Annotated in this window: 19 protein-coding genes and 1 riboswitch; of the genes, 12 read left to right on the forward strand and 7 right to left on the reverse strand. The window is 70.7% G+C overall.

Annotated elements, in window-relative coordinates:
* Nucleotides 1–15 precede the first annotated feature (15 nt).
* The gene (locus tag OG884_RS03340) at nt 16–1524 is read right to left on the reverse strand and encodes a metallophosphoesterase family protein (protein WP_326642001.1); all 1509 of its coding nucleotides are present in this window, start codon (nt 1522–1524) and stop codon (nt 16–18) included.
* A 214-nt stretch (nt 1525–1738) separates the two neighbouring features.
* The gene (locus OG884_RS03345) at nt 1739–3322 is read right to left on the reverse strand and encodes an FAD-binding oxidoreductase (RefSeq protein ID WP_326646845.1); all 1584 of its coding nucleotides are present in this window, start codon (nt 3320–3322) and stop codon (nt 1739–1741) included.
* Between the two features lie 46 nt (nt 3323–3368).
* Here OG884_RS03345 and OG884_RS03350 point away from each other — a divergent pair, with 46 nt between their 5' ends.
* From OG884_RS03350 to OG884_RS03365, 4 genes are all read left to right on the forward strand, one after another.
* On the forward strand, nt 3369–3935 hold the full coding sequence (locus OG884_RS03350; protein ID WP_326642003.1) for a TetR/AcrR family transcriptional regulator: 567 nt from the start codon (nt 3369–3371) through the stop codon (nt 3933–3935).
* Nucleotides 3932–5437 (forward strand): glycerol-3-phosphate dehydrogenase/oxidase, encoded by a 1506-nt coding sequence (locus OG884_RS03355; RefSeq protein ID WP_326642005.1) that lies wholly within the window; start codon nt 3932–3934, stop codon nt 5435–5437. The genes OG884_RS03350 and OG884_RS03355 overlap by 4 nt, the downstream gene beginning before the upstream one ends.
* Nucleotides 5438–5538: 101 nt before the next feature.
* Nucleotides 5539–6486 carry a sucrase ferredoxin gene (locus tag OG884_RS03360; protein ID WP_326642007.1) on the forward strand — a complete coding sequence of 316 codons (948 nt, stop codon included), beginning with the start codon at nt 5539–5541 and terminating at the stop codon, nt 6484–6486.
* Between the two features lie 106 nt (nt 6487–6592).
* Entirely contained in the window at nt 6593–6907 is a 315-nt protein-coding gene (locus tag OG884_RS03365; protein ID WP_012893126.1) for a WhiB family transcriptional regulator, read from the forward strand.
* A 130-nt stretch (nt 6908–7037) separates the two neighbouring features.
* Here the strand turns inward: OG884_RS03365 and rsgA are convergent, their stop codons facing one another.
* The 3 genes from rsgA to OG884_RS03380 form a co-directional block, all read right to left on the reverse strand.
* Entirely contained in the window at nt 7038–8156 is a 1119-nt protein-coding gene (gene rsgA, locus OG884_RS03370) for a ribosome small subunit-dependent GTPase A (protein ID WP_326642022.1), read from the reverse strand.
* Nucleotides 8157–8518: 362 nt separating this feature from the next.
* On the reverse strand, nt 8519–9775 hold the full coding sequence (gene glyA / locus OG884_RS03375) for a serine hydroxymethyltransferase (RefSeq protein WP_326642023.1): 1257 nt from the start codon (nt 9773–9775) through the stop codon (nt 8519–8521).
* Between the two features lie 32 nt (nt 9776–9807).
* Nucleotides 9808–9891: riboswitch (ZMP/ZTP riboswitch) on the reverse strand.
* 8 nt (nt 9892–9899) lie between these two features.
* Nucleotides 9900–10913, reverse strand: a complete 1014-nt coding sequence (locus OG884_RS03380) for a YihY/virulence factor BrkB family protein (RefSeq protein WP_326642026.1) — start codon at nt 10911–10913, stop codon at nt 9900–9902.
* Nucleotides 10914–11195: 282 nt separating this feature from the next.
* On the opposite strand from OG884_RS03380, the gene OG884_RS03385 reads away from it, so the two are divergent.
* The 6 genes from OG884_RS03385 (at nt 11196) to OG884_RS03405 (ending at nt 15141) form a co-directional block, all read left to right on the forward strand.
* Nucleotides 11196–11321 carry a hypothetical protein gene (locus OG884_RS03385; protein ID WP_326642028.1) on the forward strand — a complete coding sequence of 42 codons (126 nt, stop codon included), beginning with the start codon at nt 11196–11198 and terminating at the stop codon, nt 11319–11321.
* Nucleotides 11322–11402: 81 nt separating this feature from the next.
* Entirely contained in the window at nt 11403–11486 is an 84-nt protein-coding gene (locus tag OG884_RS37390; protein WP_350917820.1) for a putative leader peptide, read from the forward strand.
* Nucleotides 11487–11633: 147 nt separating this feature from the next.
* Entirely contained in the window at nt 11634–13319 is a 1686-nt protein-coding gene (locus OG884_RS03390) for a nitrite/sulfite reductase (protein ID WP_326642030.1), read from the forward strand.
* A gap of 61 nt (nt 13320–13380) precedes the next feature.
* Entirely contained in the window at nt 13381–13524 is a 144-nt protein-coding gene (locus OG884_RS03395; RefSeq protein WP_326642032.1) for an Insertion element protein, read from the forward strand.
* Between the two features lie 130 nt (nt 13525–13654).
* Nucleotides 13655–14383 carry a phosphoadenylyl-sulfate reductase gene (locus tag OG884_RS03400; protein ID WP_326642034.1) on the forward strand — a complete coding sequence of 243 codons (729 nt, stop codon included), beginning with the start codon at nt 13655–13657 and terminating at the stop codon, nt 14381–14383.
* Nucleotides 14380–15141 carry a sirohydrochlorin chelatase gene (locus tag OG884_RS03405; protein ID WP_326642036.1) on the forward strand — a complete coding sequence of 254 codons (762 nt, stop codon included), beginning with the start codon at nt 14380–14382 and terminating at the stop codon, nt 15139–15141. Before OG884_RS03400 ends, OG884_RS03405 begins: the two co-directional genes overlap by 4 nt.
* A 66-nt stretch (nt 15142–15207) precedes the next feature.
* Here the strand turns inward: OG884_RS03405 and OG884_RS03410 are convergent, their stop codons facing one another.
* Nucleotides 15208–15606, reverse strand: a complete 399-nt coding sequence (locus OG884_RS03410) for a sigma factor (RefSeq protein ID WP_326642038.1) — start codon at nt 15604–15606, stop codon at nt 15208–15210.
* Nucleotides 15607–15964: 358 nt separating this feature from the next.
* Entirely contained in the window at nt 15965–16681 is a 717-nt protein-coding gene (locus OG884_RS03415) for a DUF1707 SHOCT-like domain-containing protein (protein ID WP_326642040.1), read from the reverse strand.
* Between the two features lie 221 nt (nt 16682–16902).
* On the opposite strand from OG884_RS03415, the gene OG884_RS03420 reads away from it, so the two are divergent.
* Nucleotides 16903–18351, forward strand: a complete 1449-nt coding sequence (locus OG884_RS03420) for an ankyrin repeat domain-containing protein (RefSeq protein WP_326642042.1) — start codon at nt 16903–16905, stop codon at nt 18349–18351.
* A 240-nt stretch (nt 18352–18591) separates the two neighbouring features.
* Nucleotides 18592–20211 carry an isovaleryl-CoA dehydrogenase gene (locus OG884_RS03425; RefSeq protein ID WP_326642044.1) on the forward strand — a complete coding sequence of 540 codons (1620 nt, stop codon included), beginning with the start codon at nt 18592–18594 and terminating at the stop codon, nt 20209–20211.
* The last annotated feature ends 23 nt before the right edge of the window (nt 20212–20234 follow it).

The following is a 20234-nucleotide window of genomic DNA, read 5'->3' on the forward strand; positions in this document are numbered from 1 at the left end:
GTACGACATTCCGGTTCAGACGAGCGGTATGACGATCTCGTCCTCGAGCGGGGGCTCGATCTCCTGTGGCAGGCACCCGGTGGCGGCGAAGCTGCGGATCCGTAAGACCTCGGGCGTCACCGAGACGTGCAGGAAGCTTTTGAAGAACGGCGGGGTGTCCCAGTCCGACAGCTCCGACAGGTAGCGGTGAAAGATCCTGCCCACCGGAAGCCGGAACGGCATCGGCCAGCCGCCGAGCATCCTGGCCGCCCATCTCATCCGCCGGGTGATCGGCACGGCCGGGATGTCCCGCACCGGGGTGTTGCCGATCCGCCGGGACATCAGCGCCGAGCTCTCGTCCGGGGTGAGGTAGAGCCAGCGCATGCGCAGCCGGTCGCTGTAGAGCCTGCTGTAGAACGACAGCGAGTCACCGCGGAGCGGATAGCACCTGTAGTCGTCCTCGTGCAGGCCGCCGACGGTGACCCGGGGGATGGTGTGGGTGGCGTGCATGAAGGCCCCTGAGCCGCCCGCCACGATGTACTGGATGGTCCGCTCCCCTACCTTGATCGGGAAGCGCTGGTAGTTGTGCACGTCGCCGCCTATCGCCGCGACGTAGTTGTGGGCGGGGTCGGTGACGATGTCGTCGATGGTGCCGCCCCCGGCCAGCTTCGACGGTTTGTAGTCGTTGCGGGTGTAGATGGGCTTTCCGGTGATCAGCACCTTGGGCCGGGGGTCGCGGGAGACCTCGCGCAGCCAGCCTTCCTGCTCGGCGTCGATGTCGCCGCGTATCCCGGTGTCCACGCCGACGATGAGCAGCCCGGGGGTCTCCATCGCCCAGTAGGGCGCCGGCTGCGCGGCCTGCTGCTCAGGCTTCGCCCGTCGCTCGCGCGCCCTGGCCAGCCGGGCCTCGTCGATCTTCTCGGGCCTGTGCCAGAGCAGGCCGCGCAACCCGGAGGGCGACAGCCTGCCCCCCTCGCTCTCCGCCGCCAGGGACGGGGCGTCACAGAAGACGCGCATGAAGCCGCCGAGCCCGTCGTACCAGTCGTGGTTGCCGGGGATCGCGTAGATCGGCGCCCGGTAGTCCTGGTACGGGCGGAAGAACTTGTCCTCGTACTCGTTCCCCGCCCCCGTGGGGTAGATCACGTCACTGGCGATGACCGCGAAGGCGGTGTCCTCACCGATCCTGAGCATGCCCGGCACCACGGCGTACTGCGAGGAGTCGCCCTCCCCGGTGTCACCGAGAACCAGGAAGGAGAACTCCGGGCCGACGTCCACCGGGATACGGAAGGAGGGATCGACCCCCCGGGCACGCTGGGATGCCACCCAGCGCGCCCGTACCTGCCCCGACGGGTCTCCGAACAGGGCCGCGAGGACCTCGTTCCTGGAGCGCCAGACCGTGCGCACATCGAGCCAGGAGAAGGGCTTCCGGCTGGGCAGCAGTTCCTCGAAGGTTCCCCTCCGCGAACAGGACCAGCCCGCGCCCTCCTTGGACACCCGGGAGGAGACCTCACGCCCGCGCTCCGCTGCCTGCCCGACATCGACCATGACCCTATCTTGGCAATGATCTTAAGGAGTCGCACCCGGATCACGGGTAAGAAAGATGGATTGTCCCGTTCGGCGGCGGCCGAGCCGGAAGCCGGAGGGCGACCTCCGGGAGACCCGCCCGGAAGGCGGGCCTCACAACGGGTGCCTCCTGACGGCCTCCAGGAAAAGGGCTTCGGGAAAATACCTTCGGGAAAAGGGCTTCAGGAGACGAGCCTCAGGAGACAGGCCTCTCCGGGGCGACCAGGACACCCGGGTTGAGGATGCCCTCGGGGTCGAGCCTGTCCTTGATCCCGCGCAGGATCTCCACGCCCAGGTCGCCGATCTCGACCGCGTGGGCCTCCCGGTGGTCGCGGCCGACGCCGTGGTGGTGCGAGATGGTGCCCCCGGATCCGACGATCGTCTCGTTGACCGACCGCTTGGCCGCCTCCCACTGCCCGACGGGGTCGTCGGTCTGCGCCACCACGACCGTGAAGTAGAGGGAGGCGCCGGTGCCGTACACGTGGGAGACGTGGCACATCACCAGCGGTGAGCCGAGCGAGGCGCGCAGCGAGAGCCGCACGGCCTCGTACAGGCGAGGCAGGTTGGACCAGAATCCGGCGGTCTCCAGCGTCTCGACGGTCGCCCCGGCGGCGAGCAGCGAGTCGCGCAGGTAGGGCGCGGAGTAGCGCCCGTGGGCCCACGACTCGCCCGGATCGGGACCGAGGTAGACGCCGCCGAGCCCGGACGCCACGGCGGCGACCCGCTCCCGCAGCGCGGGCACCTCGGAGAAGCCCTCGTACCCGGCGACGGCCAGGCAGCCCGCGTCGGCGGACAGGGCGCCGATCTCGCCCGGCCTGGCCAGGCCTATCATCGTCTCGGTCTCGTCGGACAGGCGCAGCACCGTGGGCACGGCGCCCTCCTGGGCCAGGTGCCGCAGCGCGGCCGAGCCCGCCGCGAACGACTCGAACCGCCACCCCTCGTAGACGCGTTCGGCGGGCGCGCGCCGGACGCGGAGCCTCAGGGAGGTGATCACACCGAAGGCCCCCTCCGAGCCGAGGATCACCTGACGCAGGTCGGGACCGGCGGCCGACCTGGGCGCCCGGCCCAGGTCGAGAGTGCCGCGCGGGGTCGCCACGGTCATGCCGACGACCATGTCGTCGAAGCGGCCGTAGCCGGCCGAGGCCTGGCCACTGGAGCGGGCGGCGGCGAAACCGCCCAGCGTGGCGTACTCGAACGACTGCGGGAAGTGTCCTAGGGTGAGCCCGTGCCCAGCCAGAAGCTGCTCGGCCTGCGGGGCGCGCAGCCCCGGTTCCAGCTCGGCGACCATCGACTCGCCGTCCACGGCGACCAGCCGGTTCAGCCGGGCCAGGTCCAGCGCGACGACACCGGTGAAGCCCTGCCTGGTCGCGACCAGGCCGCCGACCACGGAGGTGCCGCCGCCGAACGGGACCACCGCGACCCGGTGCGCGGCACAGGTCGCCAGCACCGCCAGCACCTCATCGTGGGAGCCGGGCAGCACCACCGCGTCGGGCGCGTCGGAGCCGTCTCCGGCGCGCATGCGCAGCAGGTCGGGGGTGGACTTACCGCGGGTGTGCCGGATGCGGGCGTCGTCGTCGAAGCGCACGTGGTCGGCGCCGACGACACCGCGCAACTCGGTGAGGACCGGCGGGGACAGTGCCACGGCGGGCAGGCGCACCTCACCGAAGTCGGCGGCCCGGTCCCGCGGCGGACGCACGCCCAGCATCTCGTGGAGCAGTTTGCGGATCGGTTCCGGCAGGTCGGCGGCCTTTGCGGGATCGCCCCAGCCGGACCAGAGCATGGGTTCCGCGGCACTCGTCGGTTTTTCCACCCCTACACTGTGACATATGACGTCCATTCGTCACAATGCGGCCGCGGAGAGCGGCGACCAGGTCCTCGACGCCGCCCGCGAGGTGGTCCTCGCGGTGGGGGTGCGGCGGGCCACACTCACCGACGTGGCTCGCCGGGCCGGGGTGTCCCGCATGACGATCTACCGCCACTGGCCCGACATGCGCACTCTCGTCGCCGACCTGATGACCCGCGAGTGGGTGCGCGTCGCCGGCCGATTCGCCACCGAGGATCCGGTCACCGCGGCGGTGGCGGTGGTGCGGGCGCTGCGTGATCACCCGCTCTGGCGAAAGATCGTCGAGGTCGATCCCGAGCTGCTCCTGCCCTACCTGCTCGATCGCCGGGGCTCAAGCCACGAGGCCATGCTCGGCCTCGTCGAGTCGGCGATCACCGCAGGACAGGAGCTCGGCACCGTGCGCGGCGGTGACGCGGCGAGGCTGGCCAGGGCCGTGCTGCTGACGGCCCAGTCGTTCCTGCTCTCCGGCCCCACCATGCTCGACCCGCTCACCAGGGACGATCTGGACGCCGAGCTCGCCACGCTCCTGGAAAGGTACCTGCGACCGTGAAATCCTCTCTCAACGCCGCCCGCCGCGCCCGCGAGCTCGCCGAGGTCCGCGACCTCGTGGTGGACGTGCTGGTGGTGGGGCTGGGCGCGACCGGTGCCGGGGCGGCACTCGACGCGGCCTCCCGAGGCCTCTCCGTGGCCGCGATCGACGCCCACGACCTGGCGTTCGGGACCTCCAGGTGGAGCTCAAAGATGATCCACGGCGGGCTCCGCTATCTGGCCAGGGGACAGGTCGGGGTGGCGTACGAGAGCGCGGTGGAGCGCGGCCACCTGCTCGGCCGCATCGCGCCGCACCTGGTCAGGGCCCAGCCCTACCTGCTGCCGCTGGTCCCCGCGGTCTCCCGCCGTCACGCGGCGCTGGTGATGACCGGGTACCGGCTCGGCGAGGGGCTGCGGATCGCGGCGCACACGCCCCGGCACCTCCTTCCCGGCCCCTCGCGCATCTCCGCCCAGCAGGCGCTCGCCCTCGCCTCTCCGCTGGACTCGCGCGGGCTGCGCGGCGCCCTGCTGTCGTGGGACGGGCGTCTGACCGACGACGCCCGCCTGGTGGTCTCCGTGGCCAGGACCGCCGCCCGGTGGGGGGCGAGGGTGCTGACCCGCTGCCGGGCGTTGGCGGTGTCCGGCGAGGGCGCGCTGGTCCGCGACGAGCTCGGCGGGGACGCCTTCACCCTCCGGGCCAGAACGGTGGTCAACGCCACCGGGGTCTGGGCCGCCGGGCTCCACCCGGGCATCCGGATGCGCCCCTCGCGCGGCACCCATCTGGTGCTGCGACCCGAGACGCTGCCGGGCATGGCCGCGGGGCTGCACGTGCCGATCCCCGGCGAGAGCAACCGGTTCGCGCTGGTGCTCCCCCAGCCCGACGGACGGGTCTACGTCGGCCTCACCGACGAGCCGGTGGACGGCCCGGTCCCGGACATCCCGCAGGCGCCGGAGGAGGACGTGACCTTCCTGCTCACCGTCCTGAACTCCGTGCTGGAGGAGCCGATACGGCGCGAGGACGTCGCCGGTACCTACGCGGGGCTGCGGCCGCTGCTCGCCGCCGACGGCCACACCGCCGACCTGTCCAGAAAGCACGCGCTACTGGCCATGCCGGACGGGATGGTGACGGTCGTGGGCGGCAAGCTGACCACGTACCGGCGGATGGCCGAGGACGCGGTCGACCGGGCGGTGTCGCTGGGCGGGCTCAAGGCGGGCCGGAGCCGCACCGCGAGGTTGCCCCTCGTCGGGGCCGTCAGCCCGGACAGGGGGAACGGCAGGGGGACGGACCGGCTGCTGGAGCGGTACGGGAGCGAGGCGGGCGCCCTGCGGGCGCTGATGGCCCGCGAGCCATGGCTGGCCGAGGCCGGCCCGACCGGGGTCACGGGGGCCGAGCTCGTCTGGGCGGTCAGGCACGAGGGCGCCCTGGACGTGGACGACCTCCTCGACCGGCGGACCAGGATCGGCCTCGTCCCCTCCGACCGCGAGGCCGCCCTCCCCCTGGCTCGCGCGGCACTGGCCTACTGACACCGCCGGCACGCTTTTACCCACCTACGATCGTTTTCCCCCTCCGCCACCTCAACCCGACCATTAGGTTAGTCTTGCCTAACCTAGAGCGAGGAGAGAGAGTGATCACGGGCGGTGGCGCGAGCATGGCGGATACGGCGGGCAAGGGATGCGCGCATCCCCGGGGCTGCCATACCGGCGAACTGCCGGTCCACGCCAGCGCGACCGTCGGAGCCCGCTTCTGGCTGCTGATCGAGCACTCCGGCCCCTGGGCCTCCCACCTCGAAGACTGCAAACTTCCTGAGGGCGTTCACACTCTTATCAAACGGGCCACGCGGCTCGGCGTCCGGTCCCAGTTGATCCGCCGCCCGGGTCGCAGAAACCCCGTGGAAACCGGCATTCACGTCATGGTCGCCAACTCCGTCACCGCCGAACCATGGATCGCCGAGGGCGTCGTCGCAGGTCCAGACGATCTTGACCTTGACAGCGTGGTGGCCGGAGTGGTCCCGGAGTCCTGCATACTTGTGAGTGAGCCGGTTTTTCTGGTCTGCACGCATGCCAAGCGCAACGCGTGCTGCGCCCGCATTGGACTACCCCTGGCTAGGTCCTTGGCAAAATCATTGCCGGACACAGTATGGGAAACATCACATGTTGGCGGCGATCGATACGCCGCCAACCTCGTGTGCTTGCCACACGGGCTTTACTACGGCAGCATGTCTCAGGCTGCTGCGATCGCGGCAGCCAACGCGTACCGGTCCGGCGAGATCATTCTCGACCGTTTCCGGGGACGCGCAGGCATCCCTGAGCCACTGCAAGCCGCTGAGCATTTCATCCGCATTCATACGGGCGAACTCTCGGTTGACGGAGTGGCCGTGGAATCCTCCAGGTCAGACGGCGCCGTCACCGAGGTATTTGTGCGCGGTAGTGGCGCTCGTTTTCGGGTAGTGGTTGAACCCATGACGCTGACAACGCCATGTGGTACGGCTTGCGCCGATACGATCACTACCTACCGGCTGGTAGCGCTGGACAGGCTCACCCCTGTGCTGTACGCCACGTCCGCGCTGACCTGACCTGAGGGAACATCACGGCCTATCCAGGCGTTGGATCCAGGGACGCCACAAGCGTCCAAATGCGGCATCAACCAGAAATACCTCTCAACTATAAGGTGGTTTTCTCATGTCTCAGGTACGTCGGCAGACCGCCCGGCCTCGGCCCAGCTGGGGCTGGCAGGATGACGCCGCGTGCCGGGGCGAGGACCTCGTGCTCTTCTTCGGTCCCGACGGTGAGCGTCAGCCCGAGCGTGACATCCGCGAACGTAAGGCCAAGGCGATCTGCGCCCAATGCCCCGTTCGCGCCGAGTGCCTGGACTACGCGCTGTCCCGTCCGGAGAAGTACGGCACCTGGGGCGGTCTGAACGAGGACGAGCGCGCCTCCGAGCGTCGCCGTCGTATGCGCCGCGCCGCCAGCGCCGGCATCAGCGCCGTCGCCTGAGCAGTACCTCCACCCGGCTTCCCCTCACGTGTGATCTCGCGCACCCCCTGCGAGATCACACGTTGTCGTGTCGGGCCCCGCACGTGCGACGCCTGGAACAGACAGCCGCACGGCGGGCGCTTCCCGCGTTTCACGGCCTGCTACGGCCCGGCTTCCGCATCTCCCTGTGGATGACCTTCCACTTGTTCTGCAGTTCCTTGCGAAGCCGCGCGTCACTCCGAGAGGCCATCCACGCGGCCTCCCTCTGCAGCTTGTTCCAGCTCTCCAGCCGCCGCTCGGGAAGCGTGCCGTCCTCGATCGCGGCGAGCACCGCACAGCCCGGCTCGCTGTCGTGCCGGCAGTCGCCGAACCTGCAGCGCTCGGCGAGCTCCTCCAGGTCGGAGAAGACCATGTCCACGCCCTCGCCCATGTCGTACAGGCCGATGCGGCGGATACCCGGCGTGTCGATGATCAGCCCGCCTCCCGCCAGCGGGATGAGCTCGCGGTGCACAGTGGTGTGACGCCCCCGGCCGTCGCCGGACCTGACCTGCTGGGTCTCCATGGCACCCTCCCCCGCCAGGGCGTTGACGAGCGTGGACTTGCCCGCGCCGGAGGCCCCGAGCACCACCGCGGTGCGCGTGCCCTCAAGATAGCCGCGGACGATACCGACCCCCTCCCCGGTGACGGAGCAGACCGGGTGCACATCCACCCCCGGCGCAGCCGTGGCCACCTCCTTCAGCAGGAAGTCGAGCCCCTCGCCGATCAGGTCGGACTTGGTGACGAGCACCACGGGACGGCCCCCGCTCTCCCAGGCGAGCGCGAGCAGCCGCTCGATCCTGCCCAGATCGGCGGTGTCCGTGGCGTGCAGTGCGGGCTCGGCGACGAAGACGACATCGACGTTGGCGGCGAGCACCTGCCCCTGGGAGTCACCGGAGAGCCCGCTCCTGGAGACCCGGCCGACACCGCCGCGCACGAACGCGGTGCGCCGGGGCAGAAGCGCCTCCAGCTCGAAGCGGCCCTCGGCCAGCCGGCGGAGCCCGGCCCAGTCACCGACGCAGGGCAGGGCCACCGGATCTGCGGCGGCCTCACGCCGCACCCGGGCACCGTAGTCGGCCCGGAGACGGCCGGAGGCGGTCAGCACCTCGGCGGCACCGCGATCGACGCGGGACACCCGGGCGGGAGTCAGACCGGCGGGGAGTTCGGCGGCGAAGAAGTCGGTCCAGCCGAGCGCGGTGAGAGCGGCCGATGAAGAGATGAATGGCGAAGACAACGTGGGTACACCCTTTTTGGAAGGCCGGGTGCCCCGTCGCGAATCGGCTAGGCGGGCACCCGAAGGTCGGTGGATGACAGGATCGTCAGAACAACCCGCATGATCTCCACCTCCTCGTGGCTCACAGCCGTCCGTCTCTCGAACGACGTCTTCGGGAGAACCTTAGCGCAGCCTCTCCCGCCCGGCGCAAACCCATTTGGCCGTAGGCCCCCGGGGATGCGTCGGGGCTCCGGGACGCATGACGTCCCGGAGCCCCGACGCCTCCGGCGACGGATCCGGCGACGGATCCGGCCCGCGAAGATCTGTTCAGCCTCGTCGGCACGGCCCCGGGCATGCCCGGCGCACCGTCCGCGAGGGCTCGGTCACATGCCTGGGGCCGGGAAGTGGGAGGTGAGCTCCCTGACCTCGCCGTGCACTCGGGTGATGACGTGCTTGGCCTCGTCCTCGTCCTTGGCCAGGGCGGTGACGACCTGGTCGATCCAGGCGCCGATCTGCCGCATCTCGGCGACGCCCATGCCGCGGCTGGTCACGCCCGCGGTGCCGATGCGGATGCCCGACGGGTCGAACGGCTTGCGCGTGTCGAACGGCACGGTGTTGTAGTTGGTCTCCAGACCCGCCTTGTCCAGGGCCTGGGCGGCGGGCTTACCGCCGATGCCCTTGGGGCTCAGGTCGAACAGGATGAGGTGGTTGTCGGTGCCACCGGAGACCAGGTCGAAGCCGCGGCTGCTGAGCTCCTCGGCCAGCGCCTTGGCGTTCAGGACGACCTGGCGGGCGTAGTCCCTGAACTCGTCGGTCGCCGCCTCCTTCAGCGCCACCGCGATGGCCGCGGTGGTGTGGTTGTGCGGGCCGCCCTGCAGGCCGGGGAAGACCGCCTTGTTGAGGGCGGTGGCGTGCTCGTCGGAGGTGGCCATGAGCATGGCGCCCCTGGGCCCGCGCAGGGTCTTGTGGGTGGTGGTGGAGATGACGTCCGCGTAACCGACCGGCGACGGGTGGGCGCCACCGGCCACCAGGCCCGCGATGTGCGCGATGTCCGCGGCGAGCACGGCCCCGACCTCGCGGGCGATCTCGGCGAAGGCCGGGAAGTCGATGGTGCGCGGGATCGCGGTACCACCACAGAAGATCACCTTGGGTCGCTCACGGAGGGCGATCTCGCGCACCTCGTCCATGTCGACGCGTCCGGTGTCCTTGCGAACCCCGTAGCGGACCGGGTTGAACCACTTACCGGTGGCCGAGACCGACCAGCCGTGGGTCAGGTGGCCGCCGAAGGGCAGGCCCATGCCCATCACGGTCTCGCCCGGCTTCAGGAAGGCCAGGTAGATCGCGAGGTTGGCGGGCGAGCCCGAGTAGGGCTGGACGTTGGCGTGGTTCACCCCGAACAGGGACTTGGCCCTGTCGATGGCGATGGTCTCGATCTGGTCGATGACCTGCTGGCCCTCGTAGTAACGCTTGCCGGGATAGCCCTCGGAATACTTGTTGGTGAGGACGGTGCCCGTGGCCTCAAGGACGGCCTTGGAGACGTAGTTCTCCGAAGCGATCAGCTTGACCGTGTCGGCCTGCCGCCGCTCCTCGGCCTTGATGAGCTCGGCGATCTGCGGATCCACGCTGGAAAGAGCACTCATGCGCCTTCACTCCCCTGTCATCGTCGACATCGCGCGAAGACCCAGGCGCTCGGCCTTCTCGCCCTTCAGCTCCCCGGTGGTCTCTCCCACCCTATGCGCCAGTTGCCGCATAGACGATAGCGGACTAACCCGTGCGGCTGGCGCGACCTGCGCCGTCGACCGGCCAGAGCCGGTCGACCTCGGCGTTGAGCGTGGCCCCGATGAGCACGGCCAGCGCGGTGATGTAGAGCCACATCAGCACGGCGATGGGCGCGGCGAGCGAGCCGTAGATGGAGACCGGGGAGAACCAGGCGGCGAGCACCGCGCGCAGCACGGCGGCGCAGGCGATCCAGATGACGAGCGCGAGCACCGCTCCGGGCAGCTCGCGCCACCAGCGCGTGCGTACGGGCACGCTCACGTGGTAGAGCAGGGTGAGGAAGATCACCGAACCGATGACGACCACCGGCCAGTAGAGGACGTCGACCAGCGCGGCGTAGTCGGCCGGCAGGGCGCCGCGCAGCGCGGCGGGGCCGAGAACGAGCACGGGCATCACCACCAGCCCGATCAGCAGGCCCGCGAGATAGAACCCGAAGGACATCAGGCGGGTGCGGATGATGCCCCGCTCCTCGCCGAGACCGTAGGCGACCGAGATCAGGTCGACGTAGACGAACAGCGCCCGCGAGCCCGACCAGAGCGCGAGCAGAAAGCCCAGGGAGATCAGCGAGACCTGCTTCTCGGGTTTCAGCACGTCCTCGATGAGCGGGGTGACGACGGTGTCGACGGCGTTGTCCGTGAACAGCAGGTGGGCCTGCTGGTCGATCCAGTCACTGACGTTCTTGACGGTCTCGGGGCCGAACACCCGGGTCAGCTGACCGAGCACGCCGACCAGGCCGAGCATGAACGGCGGCAGCGACAGCAGCGCGAAGAAGGCCGCCTCCCCCGCCAGGCCGGTGACCCGGTAGGTGACACCCGCGTTCGTGGTGGCGGTGACCAGCGCCCACAGGTCGGTTCCGCGAATCCACGCGAGCAGCGCCGGCAGCCGGGCCCAGACGTCCATACCGCGAATCCACCCGAGCCCCTCGCGCAGCCATGTCCCGAGCCCGCGCGAGGGGCGCCGTTTGGGCCCGGGCCGCTGGGCAGGGGCATCAGTGGACGTCATGCCACACAACGGTATTCCTAGCCGTGCTTGATCACGAGTCAGGCGGGCAACGATCGAATCTCGCCCACCTGCCCGGATTACCTGTGGTAAAACGCCTCGGCGTCGTCGCTGTCGACGATGCGTGCGCCCAGCGGCAGCAGGGAGACGGGCTTCCTTTCTAGTGGTCGTCGCAACACCCCAGCTCGGGGAGTGTGAAGGCCTGCGCGACCGCCGTCCGGGCCCTCGCGGTCTCGCCGCATACCAGCGTGACGTGTCGGTAAGGTGGCGGCGCAGAATGGAGGCATGATCTGTGAGGAGTGCAAGGAGCGGCGGCACGACAGGTGCCGGGGTGGCTCGTGGTGCGACTGCCAGCACAAGCCCGCCGACCGCCCCCGGGAGTCGGCACTGGGCTGGCCGCGCCAGGGGTGATCCGGACCCGGAGCTCGCCCTCGCGTCCAGATTGTGGACCTGACATTGGACATCCACTGTCACCAAGGTATCGTCGGAGACATGCCAGCGGACCCATTGCTCGTCGTGCGACGCCACGTCGACCTCCTGCGTGTCCGCAGCGCCATCTGTTGTGACGTCCGTTAACCGTCGCCCCCTGCTGATTTCACCCAGCTCGGCCGCGTAACAGGCGTCCTCCTCTGAGTAATCGACCCCCGCACTCGACGATGAGGCGGGAGGTGCCGCCCGTGCGCGTCCGGAAATCATCCCATCGAGCCTCAAAAGGACGCGCACATGACGACCCCGGCCCGGCCGGTCAACCGACACCACAAGCGCCCGCGCGGCGAAGGTCAGTGGGCTCTCGGTTACCGCGAACCGTTGAACAAGAACGAGGAGAACAAGAAGAACGATGACGGGCTCAACGTCCGTCAGCGGATCATCGACGTCTACTCCAAACACGGCTTCGACTCCATCGACCCCTCCGACCTGCGCGGCCGGATGCGCTGGTTCGGGCTCTACACCCAGCGCAAGCCCGGGATCGACGGCGGCAAGACCGCGATCCTGGAGCCGGAGGAGCTCGACGACCGCTACTTCATGCTCCGGGTCAGGATCGACGGTGGCCGGCTCAACCTGGCGCAGCTGCGCGTCATCGCCGACATCTCCAACCTCTACGGCCGGGGCACCGCCGACGTCACCGACCGGCAGAACATCCAGCTCCACTGGATCGAGATCGAGGCCGTCCCGGACATCTGGAAGCGCCTTGAGTCGGTGGGCCTGTCCACCACGGAGGCCTGTGGCGACACCCCGCGCGTCATCCTGGGCTGCCCGCTGGCCGGGATCGACACCGACGAGGTCCTCGACGGTTCCGCGCAGGTCCAGGAGATCTACGACACATACATCGGCGACCCCGCCTTCTCCAACCTGCCGCGTAAGTTCAAGTCGGCGGTGAGCGGGTGCCCGGCGCACTGCACCGTGCACGAGATCAACGATGTGGCGTTCGTGGGCGTCGTGAACGAGAAGGGCGAGCGGGGCTTCGACCTGTGGGTGGGCGGCGGCCTGTCCACCAACCCGATGCTCGGCAAGCGGCTGGGGGTCTTCCTCACCCCCGAGCAGGTCGCCCCCGCCTACGGCGGCGTGATCGGCATCTTCCGCGACTACGGCTACCGCCGTCTGCGGCACCGTGCCCGGATCAAGTTCCTGATCAACGACTGGGGCGCGGAGAAGTTCAGGGAGATCCTGGAAACGGAGTACCTCGGCCACGCCCTGCCCGACGGCCCCGCGCCCGAGCAGCCGCGCGGCGGCCGCAGGGACCACGTGGGCGTCTTCCCGCAGAAGGACGGCAACTTCTATGTCGGCTTCGCGCCGAAGGTGGGCCGCCTCGACGGCGACAGGCTGCACCTGATCGCCGACATCGCCGAGCGGCACGGTTCCAACCGGGTGCACACCACCGTCGAGCAGAAGATGGTCATCCTCGACGTGGCGCCCGACCAGGTCGACAGCCTCGTCGCCGAGCTGGAGGCCGGCGACCTGCAGGTCAACCCCTCCACCTTCCGCCGCCAGACCATGGCGTGCACCGGGATCGAGTTCTGCAAGCTGGCCATCGTCGAGACCAAGGCCACCGCGGCCGACCTGATCGACGAGCTGGAGCAGCGGCTGCCCGATTTCAAGAACCCGCTGACCATCAACGTCAACGGCTGCCCCAACTCCTGCGCGCGCATCCAGGTCGCCGACATCGGCCTGAAGGGCCAGCTCGTCGTCAACGACAAGGGCGAGCAGGTCGAGGGCTTCCAGGTGCACCTGGGCGGCTCGCTGGGCGTCAACCCGGGCTTCGGCCGCAAGGTCCGCGGCCTGAAGACCACCTCCGAGGAGCTTCCCGACTACGTGGAGCGGGTGCTGCGCAACTTCGAGGAGCAGAAGAAGGACGACGACGAGACCTTCTCCGACTGGGTGCAGCGCGCCGACGACGCGGACCTGAAGTGAGCGGCCGCCAGACCGGCCTCCCGGGGACGCGCCGGGCGCACGGCCGGGCGAGGAGGAGCGGATGAGCGAGCGAGCCGTCCCCTTCCACTGCCCGTACTGCGGCGAGGAGGACCTGGAGCCCTACGAGGGCGACGGCGGCTGGTACTGCCGGTCGTGCGTGCGCGCCTTCAAGTTGAAGTTTCTCGGAATCGGGGTGCGCGCGTGACGCGCGGCGAATCCGACGCGGTCCACGCGAGGGCCGGCGAGGCCCTCGCGTGCCGCACGATCCAGACGGCGAGTTCCGGCGCGACGAACGCACCGCTCCGCGGGGCGAATGAGGATTGGGTGAACGGGCGATGACACTGGTGGAGATCGAGATCGGGTTACGGCAGCAGCGGAGTACGTTCGACCTGCAGGACATCGTCGAGTCGGCCTCCCGGTTCCTGGAGGACGCCTCGGCCCTGGAGATCATCCGCTGGGCGGCGGCGACCTTCGGCGACCGGCTCTGCCTGACCGCCTCCATGGCCGACGCCCTGCTGATCGACCTGGTCAGCCGGGTCAAGCCCGGCGTGGACGTGCTGTTCATCGACACCGGCTACCACTTCGCCGAGACGATCGGCACCCGTGACGCGGTCCAGCAGGTCTACGACGTGAACGTGATCAACGTGAAGCCGTCCAGGACCGTCGCGGAGCAGGAGCGCGACCTGGGCCCGCGCCTGTTCGGACGCAACCCCGACCTCTGCTGCTACCTGCGCAAGGTCGAGCCGCTCAACCGCGCGCTGGAGCCCTACCTCGCCTGGGTCTCCGGCATCCGCCGCGACGAGGCGGTCACCCGCTCCGGCATCAAGGTCGTGGAGTGGGACGCCAAGCGCCAGATGGTCAAGATCAACCCGATCGCCGGCTGGACGCAGGACGACGTCGACAACTACATGGCCGACAACGGGGTGCTGATCAACCCTCTGCACTACGACAACTACCCCTCGATCGGCTGCGCCCCCTGCACCCGCCAGGTCGCGCCGGGAGAGGACCCGCGCAGCGGCCGCTGGGCCGGGATGGGCAAAACCGAGTGCGGGCTGCACGTATGACGTGGCGCTCCCCCGGCGCCGCTTCCGTGACACCGCTGATCGCGGTGGCGCACGGGTCCCGTGACCCGCGCGCCGCCGCGACCGTGGAGGACCTGCTCGACCTGGTACGGAGTGCGCGCCCGGAACTCCTCGTGCGCACCGCCTATCTCGACCACGCCACCCCGACGCTCCCTGCGGCGCTGTCCGGACTGACCGAGGCGGTGGTGCTGCCGCTGCTGCTCACCGAGGCCTACCACAGCCGGGTCGACATCCCCGGCGCGCTGGCCGAGGCGACGGCCCGCCGGCCCCTGCTGCGCGTGCACCCGGGCGCCACCCTGGGCCCGCACCCGCTGCTGGTCACCGCGCTGGAGCGGCGTCTGGCCGAGGCGGGGGTGCAGCCCGGCGAGCCCGGCACCGCCGTGGTGCTGGTCTCGGCCGGTTCCAGCGACCCGCGGGCCAACGCGACGGTCGCCCAGGTCGCCGGAGACTGGGCGACGCGACGCGGCTGGCGGTCGGTGAGCGCCGCCTACGCCTCGGCCGCCGGTCCCACCCCCGAGGAGGTGGTGCTGCGCCTGCGGCGCTCCGGGGCCGCCAGGGTCGTCATCGCCCCCTACCTGCTGGCCCCCGGCCACTTCGCCGACAAGATCCGCCGCGAGACCCTGGCCGCGGGCGCCGACGTCGTCGCCGACGTGCTGGGCGCCGCCCCGGAGCTCGCGGCGGTGCTGCTCGAACGCTACGACCGTGCCGCGCACCGGCAGCAGGTGCTCGCCACCGCCTGAACCCCACCGTGCCCGGCTCCGCAGCTCTGGACCCCACGAGGAGGCTCAGGGACCCCACGAGGAGGCTCAGGGCACGCTCGGGGGTGCGGTGGCCTCGCCCTCGCAACGCAGCAGGACCACCTTCCCGGTTCTCGGGTCCACCCGGCGCACGTTGTCCCGGCAGACGGGGAAGATCACCTCCCGCACGCTGACCGACCACTTCAGCGGGAAGGGTTCCGCTTCGCTGAGCTGTGCCTCCCAGCCCTCGAAGTCGTCGTCCATCCCTTCGATCAGCATGTTGATCGTGCGGTAGACGTACGGGTCCGGATCGTCGCCCACTCTCCGCCAGGCGAGCCACGCCTTGGCCAGGGCCGTCTGCAGCGGGTCCTCCGCCGTGCCCCAGTCGCGGCACAGCAGGTAGGCGGTCCGCAGCAGGCGGGCCGAGCGCTGCTCCACGTAGCGCTCGAAGTCGGCCCGGTCTCGCATCGGGTGATCCTCACTGCTCGGTGTATGTCACCAAGCACTACGCTCCAGGCGCCCCGAGACGTTGCACGCGTCCGGAGACTCACCCACCGGGGAAGCAGGGAGAAATCCCGGGCGGGGGACAGAGGCGGCCGAGCGCACGGCCACGCGGCCCGGAGTGGCGCGGTCCGGGTATACGGGAGAGTTGCCCAAGGCGCGCTCGGTCGTGCCGCAGCGCGGGACTGGCCCGGGACTGACACGGTGCCGGGCGACGCGTAGCAGGTGAACGCGTAGCAGGTGAACGCGTAGCAGGTGAACGCGTAGCAGGTGAACGCGTAGCAGGTGAGAGACCGCGCGGGTGGCGGCGAGGGGGAGACGGCCGTCAGTGGCCGGGCAGCCGGGGAGGCCGGGGAGGGTGCGCGGAGCTCCAAGGCTGGGGGGGCGGGGGGATCTGGTGGGGGTGCGATCCACCGGGCAGTTCGCCGCGCATCTGGTCCCACTGCTCCCGCCAGGCGGCCCACTTCTTCTTGAGGGGCTTGGCCCGCGAGTCTCCGACCACTTTGATGTCCCCCATGAGGACGTAGGCTCTGACCCGGACGATCGGCACGTTCGTTCCCGGGGGCGCCTCGATGACCTGGACCTTCTTGTCCCCCATGATGGCGATACCGTCGAGTTCGACGTCCACTCCGTCCGGGACGATGATCTTCACGTCGCCCATGACCGCGGTGGCCATGATGTCGACCACCCCGGTACGGACCTCGGCCTGGCGCAGGTCCAGCACGACGTCGCCCATCACGGCGACGGCGCCGAGCGGCTTGTCGATCCGCCATGTGCCGCGCCGCTTGGAGCTGCCCATCACCGCCACGAACCAGCGTCGCCCCGCCCCGCCCCGCTCGGCCTCGGCCGGAGGGTAGGCGGGCGCGGACACCGGGTGGCCGCCTGGCAGGTCCGCGGTGATCACGGCCAGCTCGGCCTGGGTGAGGGCGGTGTAGGCCGCCTCGGTGCGCTCGGTCAGCTCACCGAGGGTCAAGCGCCCCTCGACGGAGGCGACCCGCAGCCATTCGACGGCGGCCTCCCGCTCGGCGTCCGAGACCCGCATTTCCCCAGGATCATTCATAACTCACAACATATCGCGAGTTATCTGAATAGAGGATCCCCAGAAAGCAGGAAGCCCGGTGCGTCCTGAGAAGGAGGCCAGGCAGGCAGGCCTGACGCCCTCTCCGGGTACCACGATCACCATACGGCGGCGTGGGGCACCGCGCCGGGCGTCGGGGCCGGTGTACGGCCTTCTTGAGAAGGCAGGCAATATGATCCGGAGGCATGTACCAAGAACTCCTGGACACGGTGACGGGTAACGACGCCGAGCGGGTCGAGCGGCTGCTGCAGAGCGGGACGAGCGCCGACCCCGGCGGCGCGGAAGAGCCCACCGCCCTGTACCTGGCATCGAGCGCGGGACGCGTGGCCATCGTGCGCGCGCTGCTGGCCCACGGAGCCGATCCCAACCGGATCAGCGGCGGACAGGACGCGGGGCTTCCCCTGTGCGCGGCCTCGGCCTGGGACCGCGTCGAGACCGTGGAGGCACTGCTGGCCGCCGGGGCCGACGTGTCTGGGCGGGAGTCCGACGGGTGGACCGCCGTGCTCTGGGCCGCCGCCAACGGGCGGGCCGACGCCGTCCGTACGCTGCTCCCGGCCGGGGCGGACCCCGAGGACGCCAACGAGGGCGGCGACACCGCGCTCACCCTGGCCACCCGGCGCGGTGCCCTGGGCGTCGTGCGCGCGCTGCTGGAGGCCGGCGCCGAGGCCGACCGGCCCGACGGCGACGGCGACACGCCGCTGTCCATCGCCTACGACTGGCTCGGCACCCAGCTGGAGAGCGCGCTCCTTGAGCAGCTCACCGAGCAGGCCCCCGAGGGCTCGCAGTTCGTCGTGGGCCGCAGCCGGGCCACGGACGGCACCGACCTGGTGACCGTCGCGGCGGTGGGCCCGGACGGGACCCGTGTGGCCGAGCTCACCTGCCAGCGCGGGCACGCGGCCGTCGCGACCCTGCTGGAGGACGCGACGGACGAGCGGCTGCCCTTCGGCGAGATGGTCGAGCGGGCGATGCCCTACCGCGACATCGACGAGGAGGCCGAGACCTGGTGGACCGTGGCGAGCTCGCTGAGCCGGCGCGGCGACGGCGAGACCTTCGACGCGGCGGCGCGGCTGTGCGCGAGCGAGGATCCGCGCAAGCGGGAGTTCGCCGTCGACGTGCTCGCCGAGTTCGGCTTCACCGAGGACGAGAAGCCCTTCCTGGAGGAGGCGCTGCCGATCCTGCGACGGATGGCGGCCACCGAGGGCGACGAGCGGGTGCTGCGCTCGGTGCTCGGCGCACTCGGTCACCACGCCGACCCGCGCGCCCTGCCCGAGGTGCTGGAGATCATCACCTCCGACGGCTGGGCCCGCACCCAGGCCGACCCCGCCGCGCTGGCCGCCGTCCTGCCGTCCGGCCACGCCGAGGGGCTCGCGCTGCTCATCTCGATGACCGAGGACCCCGACGCGGAGGTACGCGACTGGGCGACCATGGGCCTGGCGGGTCTGGCGCAGGACAGTGAGCCGATCCGCGACGCGCTTGCCGCCAGGCTCGACGACGAGGATCTGAACACCGTCGCCGAGGCCACCCGCGGCCTGGCCACCCGGGGTGACGCCCGCGCCCAGCGGGGCGCCGACCGCGTGCTCGCCGAGAGCGACGAGGACGACGACTACGTCCGCGACCTGGTCAAGAACCTCTGATCCGCGAGCCGCAGGAGCGACTCCGCCCGGCCCGCGCCGAGGCGAAAGGCGCGTACGGCGGGGGCGTTCCCTGTGGCCGCCCTCGCCCAACTCCACGGGGGCGTTCCCTAAGGCCGCCCCCACCCAACTCCACGCGAAAGCCGGACATAGCACCACAATTAACTGCACCAACCCCCCGGAGGGATGTTGAGATAGATACAGGAGCCGGCGACGGCCGGATGAGTTCACCGGAGGCCCCACGTGACCCATGACGTCTTCAACCAGGCACATCCGCTCACCGGGCACGACGTGTCCGCCGACGCCGCCCTCATGGAAGGCGTGGAGCGGGAGGGCGTGGGATGGGCCACCGGGGAGCTGCGCAGGCTCGGTCTCCTCGCCGGTTCCGAGCAGGCCCAGGAGTGGGGACGGCTGGCGAACGAGAATCCGCCCGTGCTGCGCACCCACGACAGGTACGGGCGGCGGATCGACGAGGTGGAGTTCCATCCCGCCTGGCACGAGCTGATGACCGTCGCCGTCGAGGGCGGCATGCACGCCACCCCGTGGGCGAGCGCCAGGCCGGGCGCGCACGTGGCCCGCGCCGCCAAGTTCTATGTCTGGAGCCAGGTCGAGGCCGGGCACGGCTGCCCGATCTCGATGACCTACGCGTCGATCGCCGCGCTGCGCCACAGCCCGGCGCTCGCCGCCGTCTGGGAGCCGCTGCTGACCTCGCGGAGCTACGACTTCGGGCTGCGCCCGCCGCTGGGCAAGCGCGGCGTGCTCGCCGGGATGGCGATGACCGAGAAGCAGGGCGGCTCCGACGTGCGGGCCGGCACCACCCGCGCCGTGCCGCTGAGCGACGGAAGCTACCTGCTGACCGGGCACAAGTGGTTCAACTCCGCCCCGATGTGCGACGTGTTCCTGGTTCTCGCCCAGGCCCCCGGCGGGCTGTCCTGCTTCCTGCTCCCCCGGATCCTGCCGGACGGCACCCGCAACGCCGTCCAGCTGATGCGGCTGAAGGAGAAGCTGGGCAACCGGTCCAACGCCAGCGCCGAGGTGGAGTACCACGGTGCGACGGCCCATCTGGTGGGCGAGGAGGGCAGGGGCGCGCGGACCATCCTGGAGATGGTCAACATGACCCGGCTGGACTGCGTGATCGGCTCCGCGGCCGGCATGCGGTACGGCGTCACGCAGGCGGTTCACCACGCCAGGCAGCGCGCCGCGTTCGGCAGGAAGCTCGCCGACCAGCCGCTGATGCGCAACGTGCTGGCCGACCTGGCCCTGGAGTCGGAGGCGGCGACCGCCCTGATGACGCGGCTGGCCGGCGCCACCGACCGGGCCGTCTCCGGCGACCGCGCCGAGGCCGCGCTGCGCCGCACCGCGCTGGCCGTGAGCAAGTACTGGGTCTGCAAGCGCGCTCCGGTGCACGCGGCCGAGGCGCTGGAGTGCCTGGGCGGCAACGGCTACGTCGAGGAGTCGCAGATGCCCCGGCTGTTCCGCGATTCGCCGCTGAACGGCATCTGGGAGGGCTCGGGGAACGTCGCGGCACTGGACGTGCTGCGCGCCCTGGGCCGCGAGCCCGAGGCACAGGAGGCGTTCTTCGCCGAGGTCTCGCTCGCCTCCGGCGCCGACCGCCACCTGGACGCCGCCGTCGACCGTCTGCGTAAGTCCCTGGACGACACGACGGACATCGAGGCCCGCGCCCGGAGTGTCGCCGAGAACATGGCCCTGGTGCTGCAGGGGTCGCTGCTCGTGCGGCTGGCGCCGGCGGCCGTCGCCGACGCCTTCTGCGTCTCCCGCCTGTCCGGCGACGCGGGCCGCGCCTTCGGCACGCTGCCCGCGGGGCTGGATCTGGCCCCCCTCATCGACCGCGCCTCCTGCTGACCCCGCCCCGGCGGGTGTCCGGC

It is taken from the genome of Streptosporangium sp. NBC_01755 (assembly GCF_035917995.1).
GTDB lineage: Bacteria > Actinomycetota > Actinomycetes > Streptosporangiales > Streptosporangiaceae > Streptosporangium.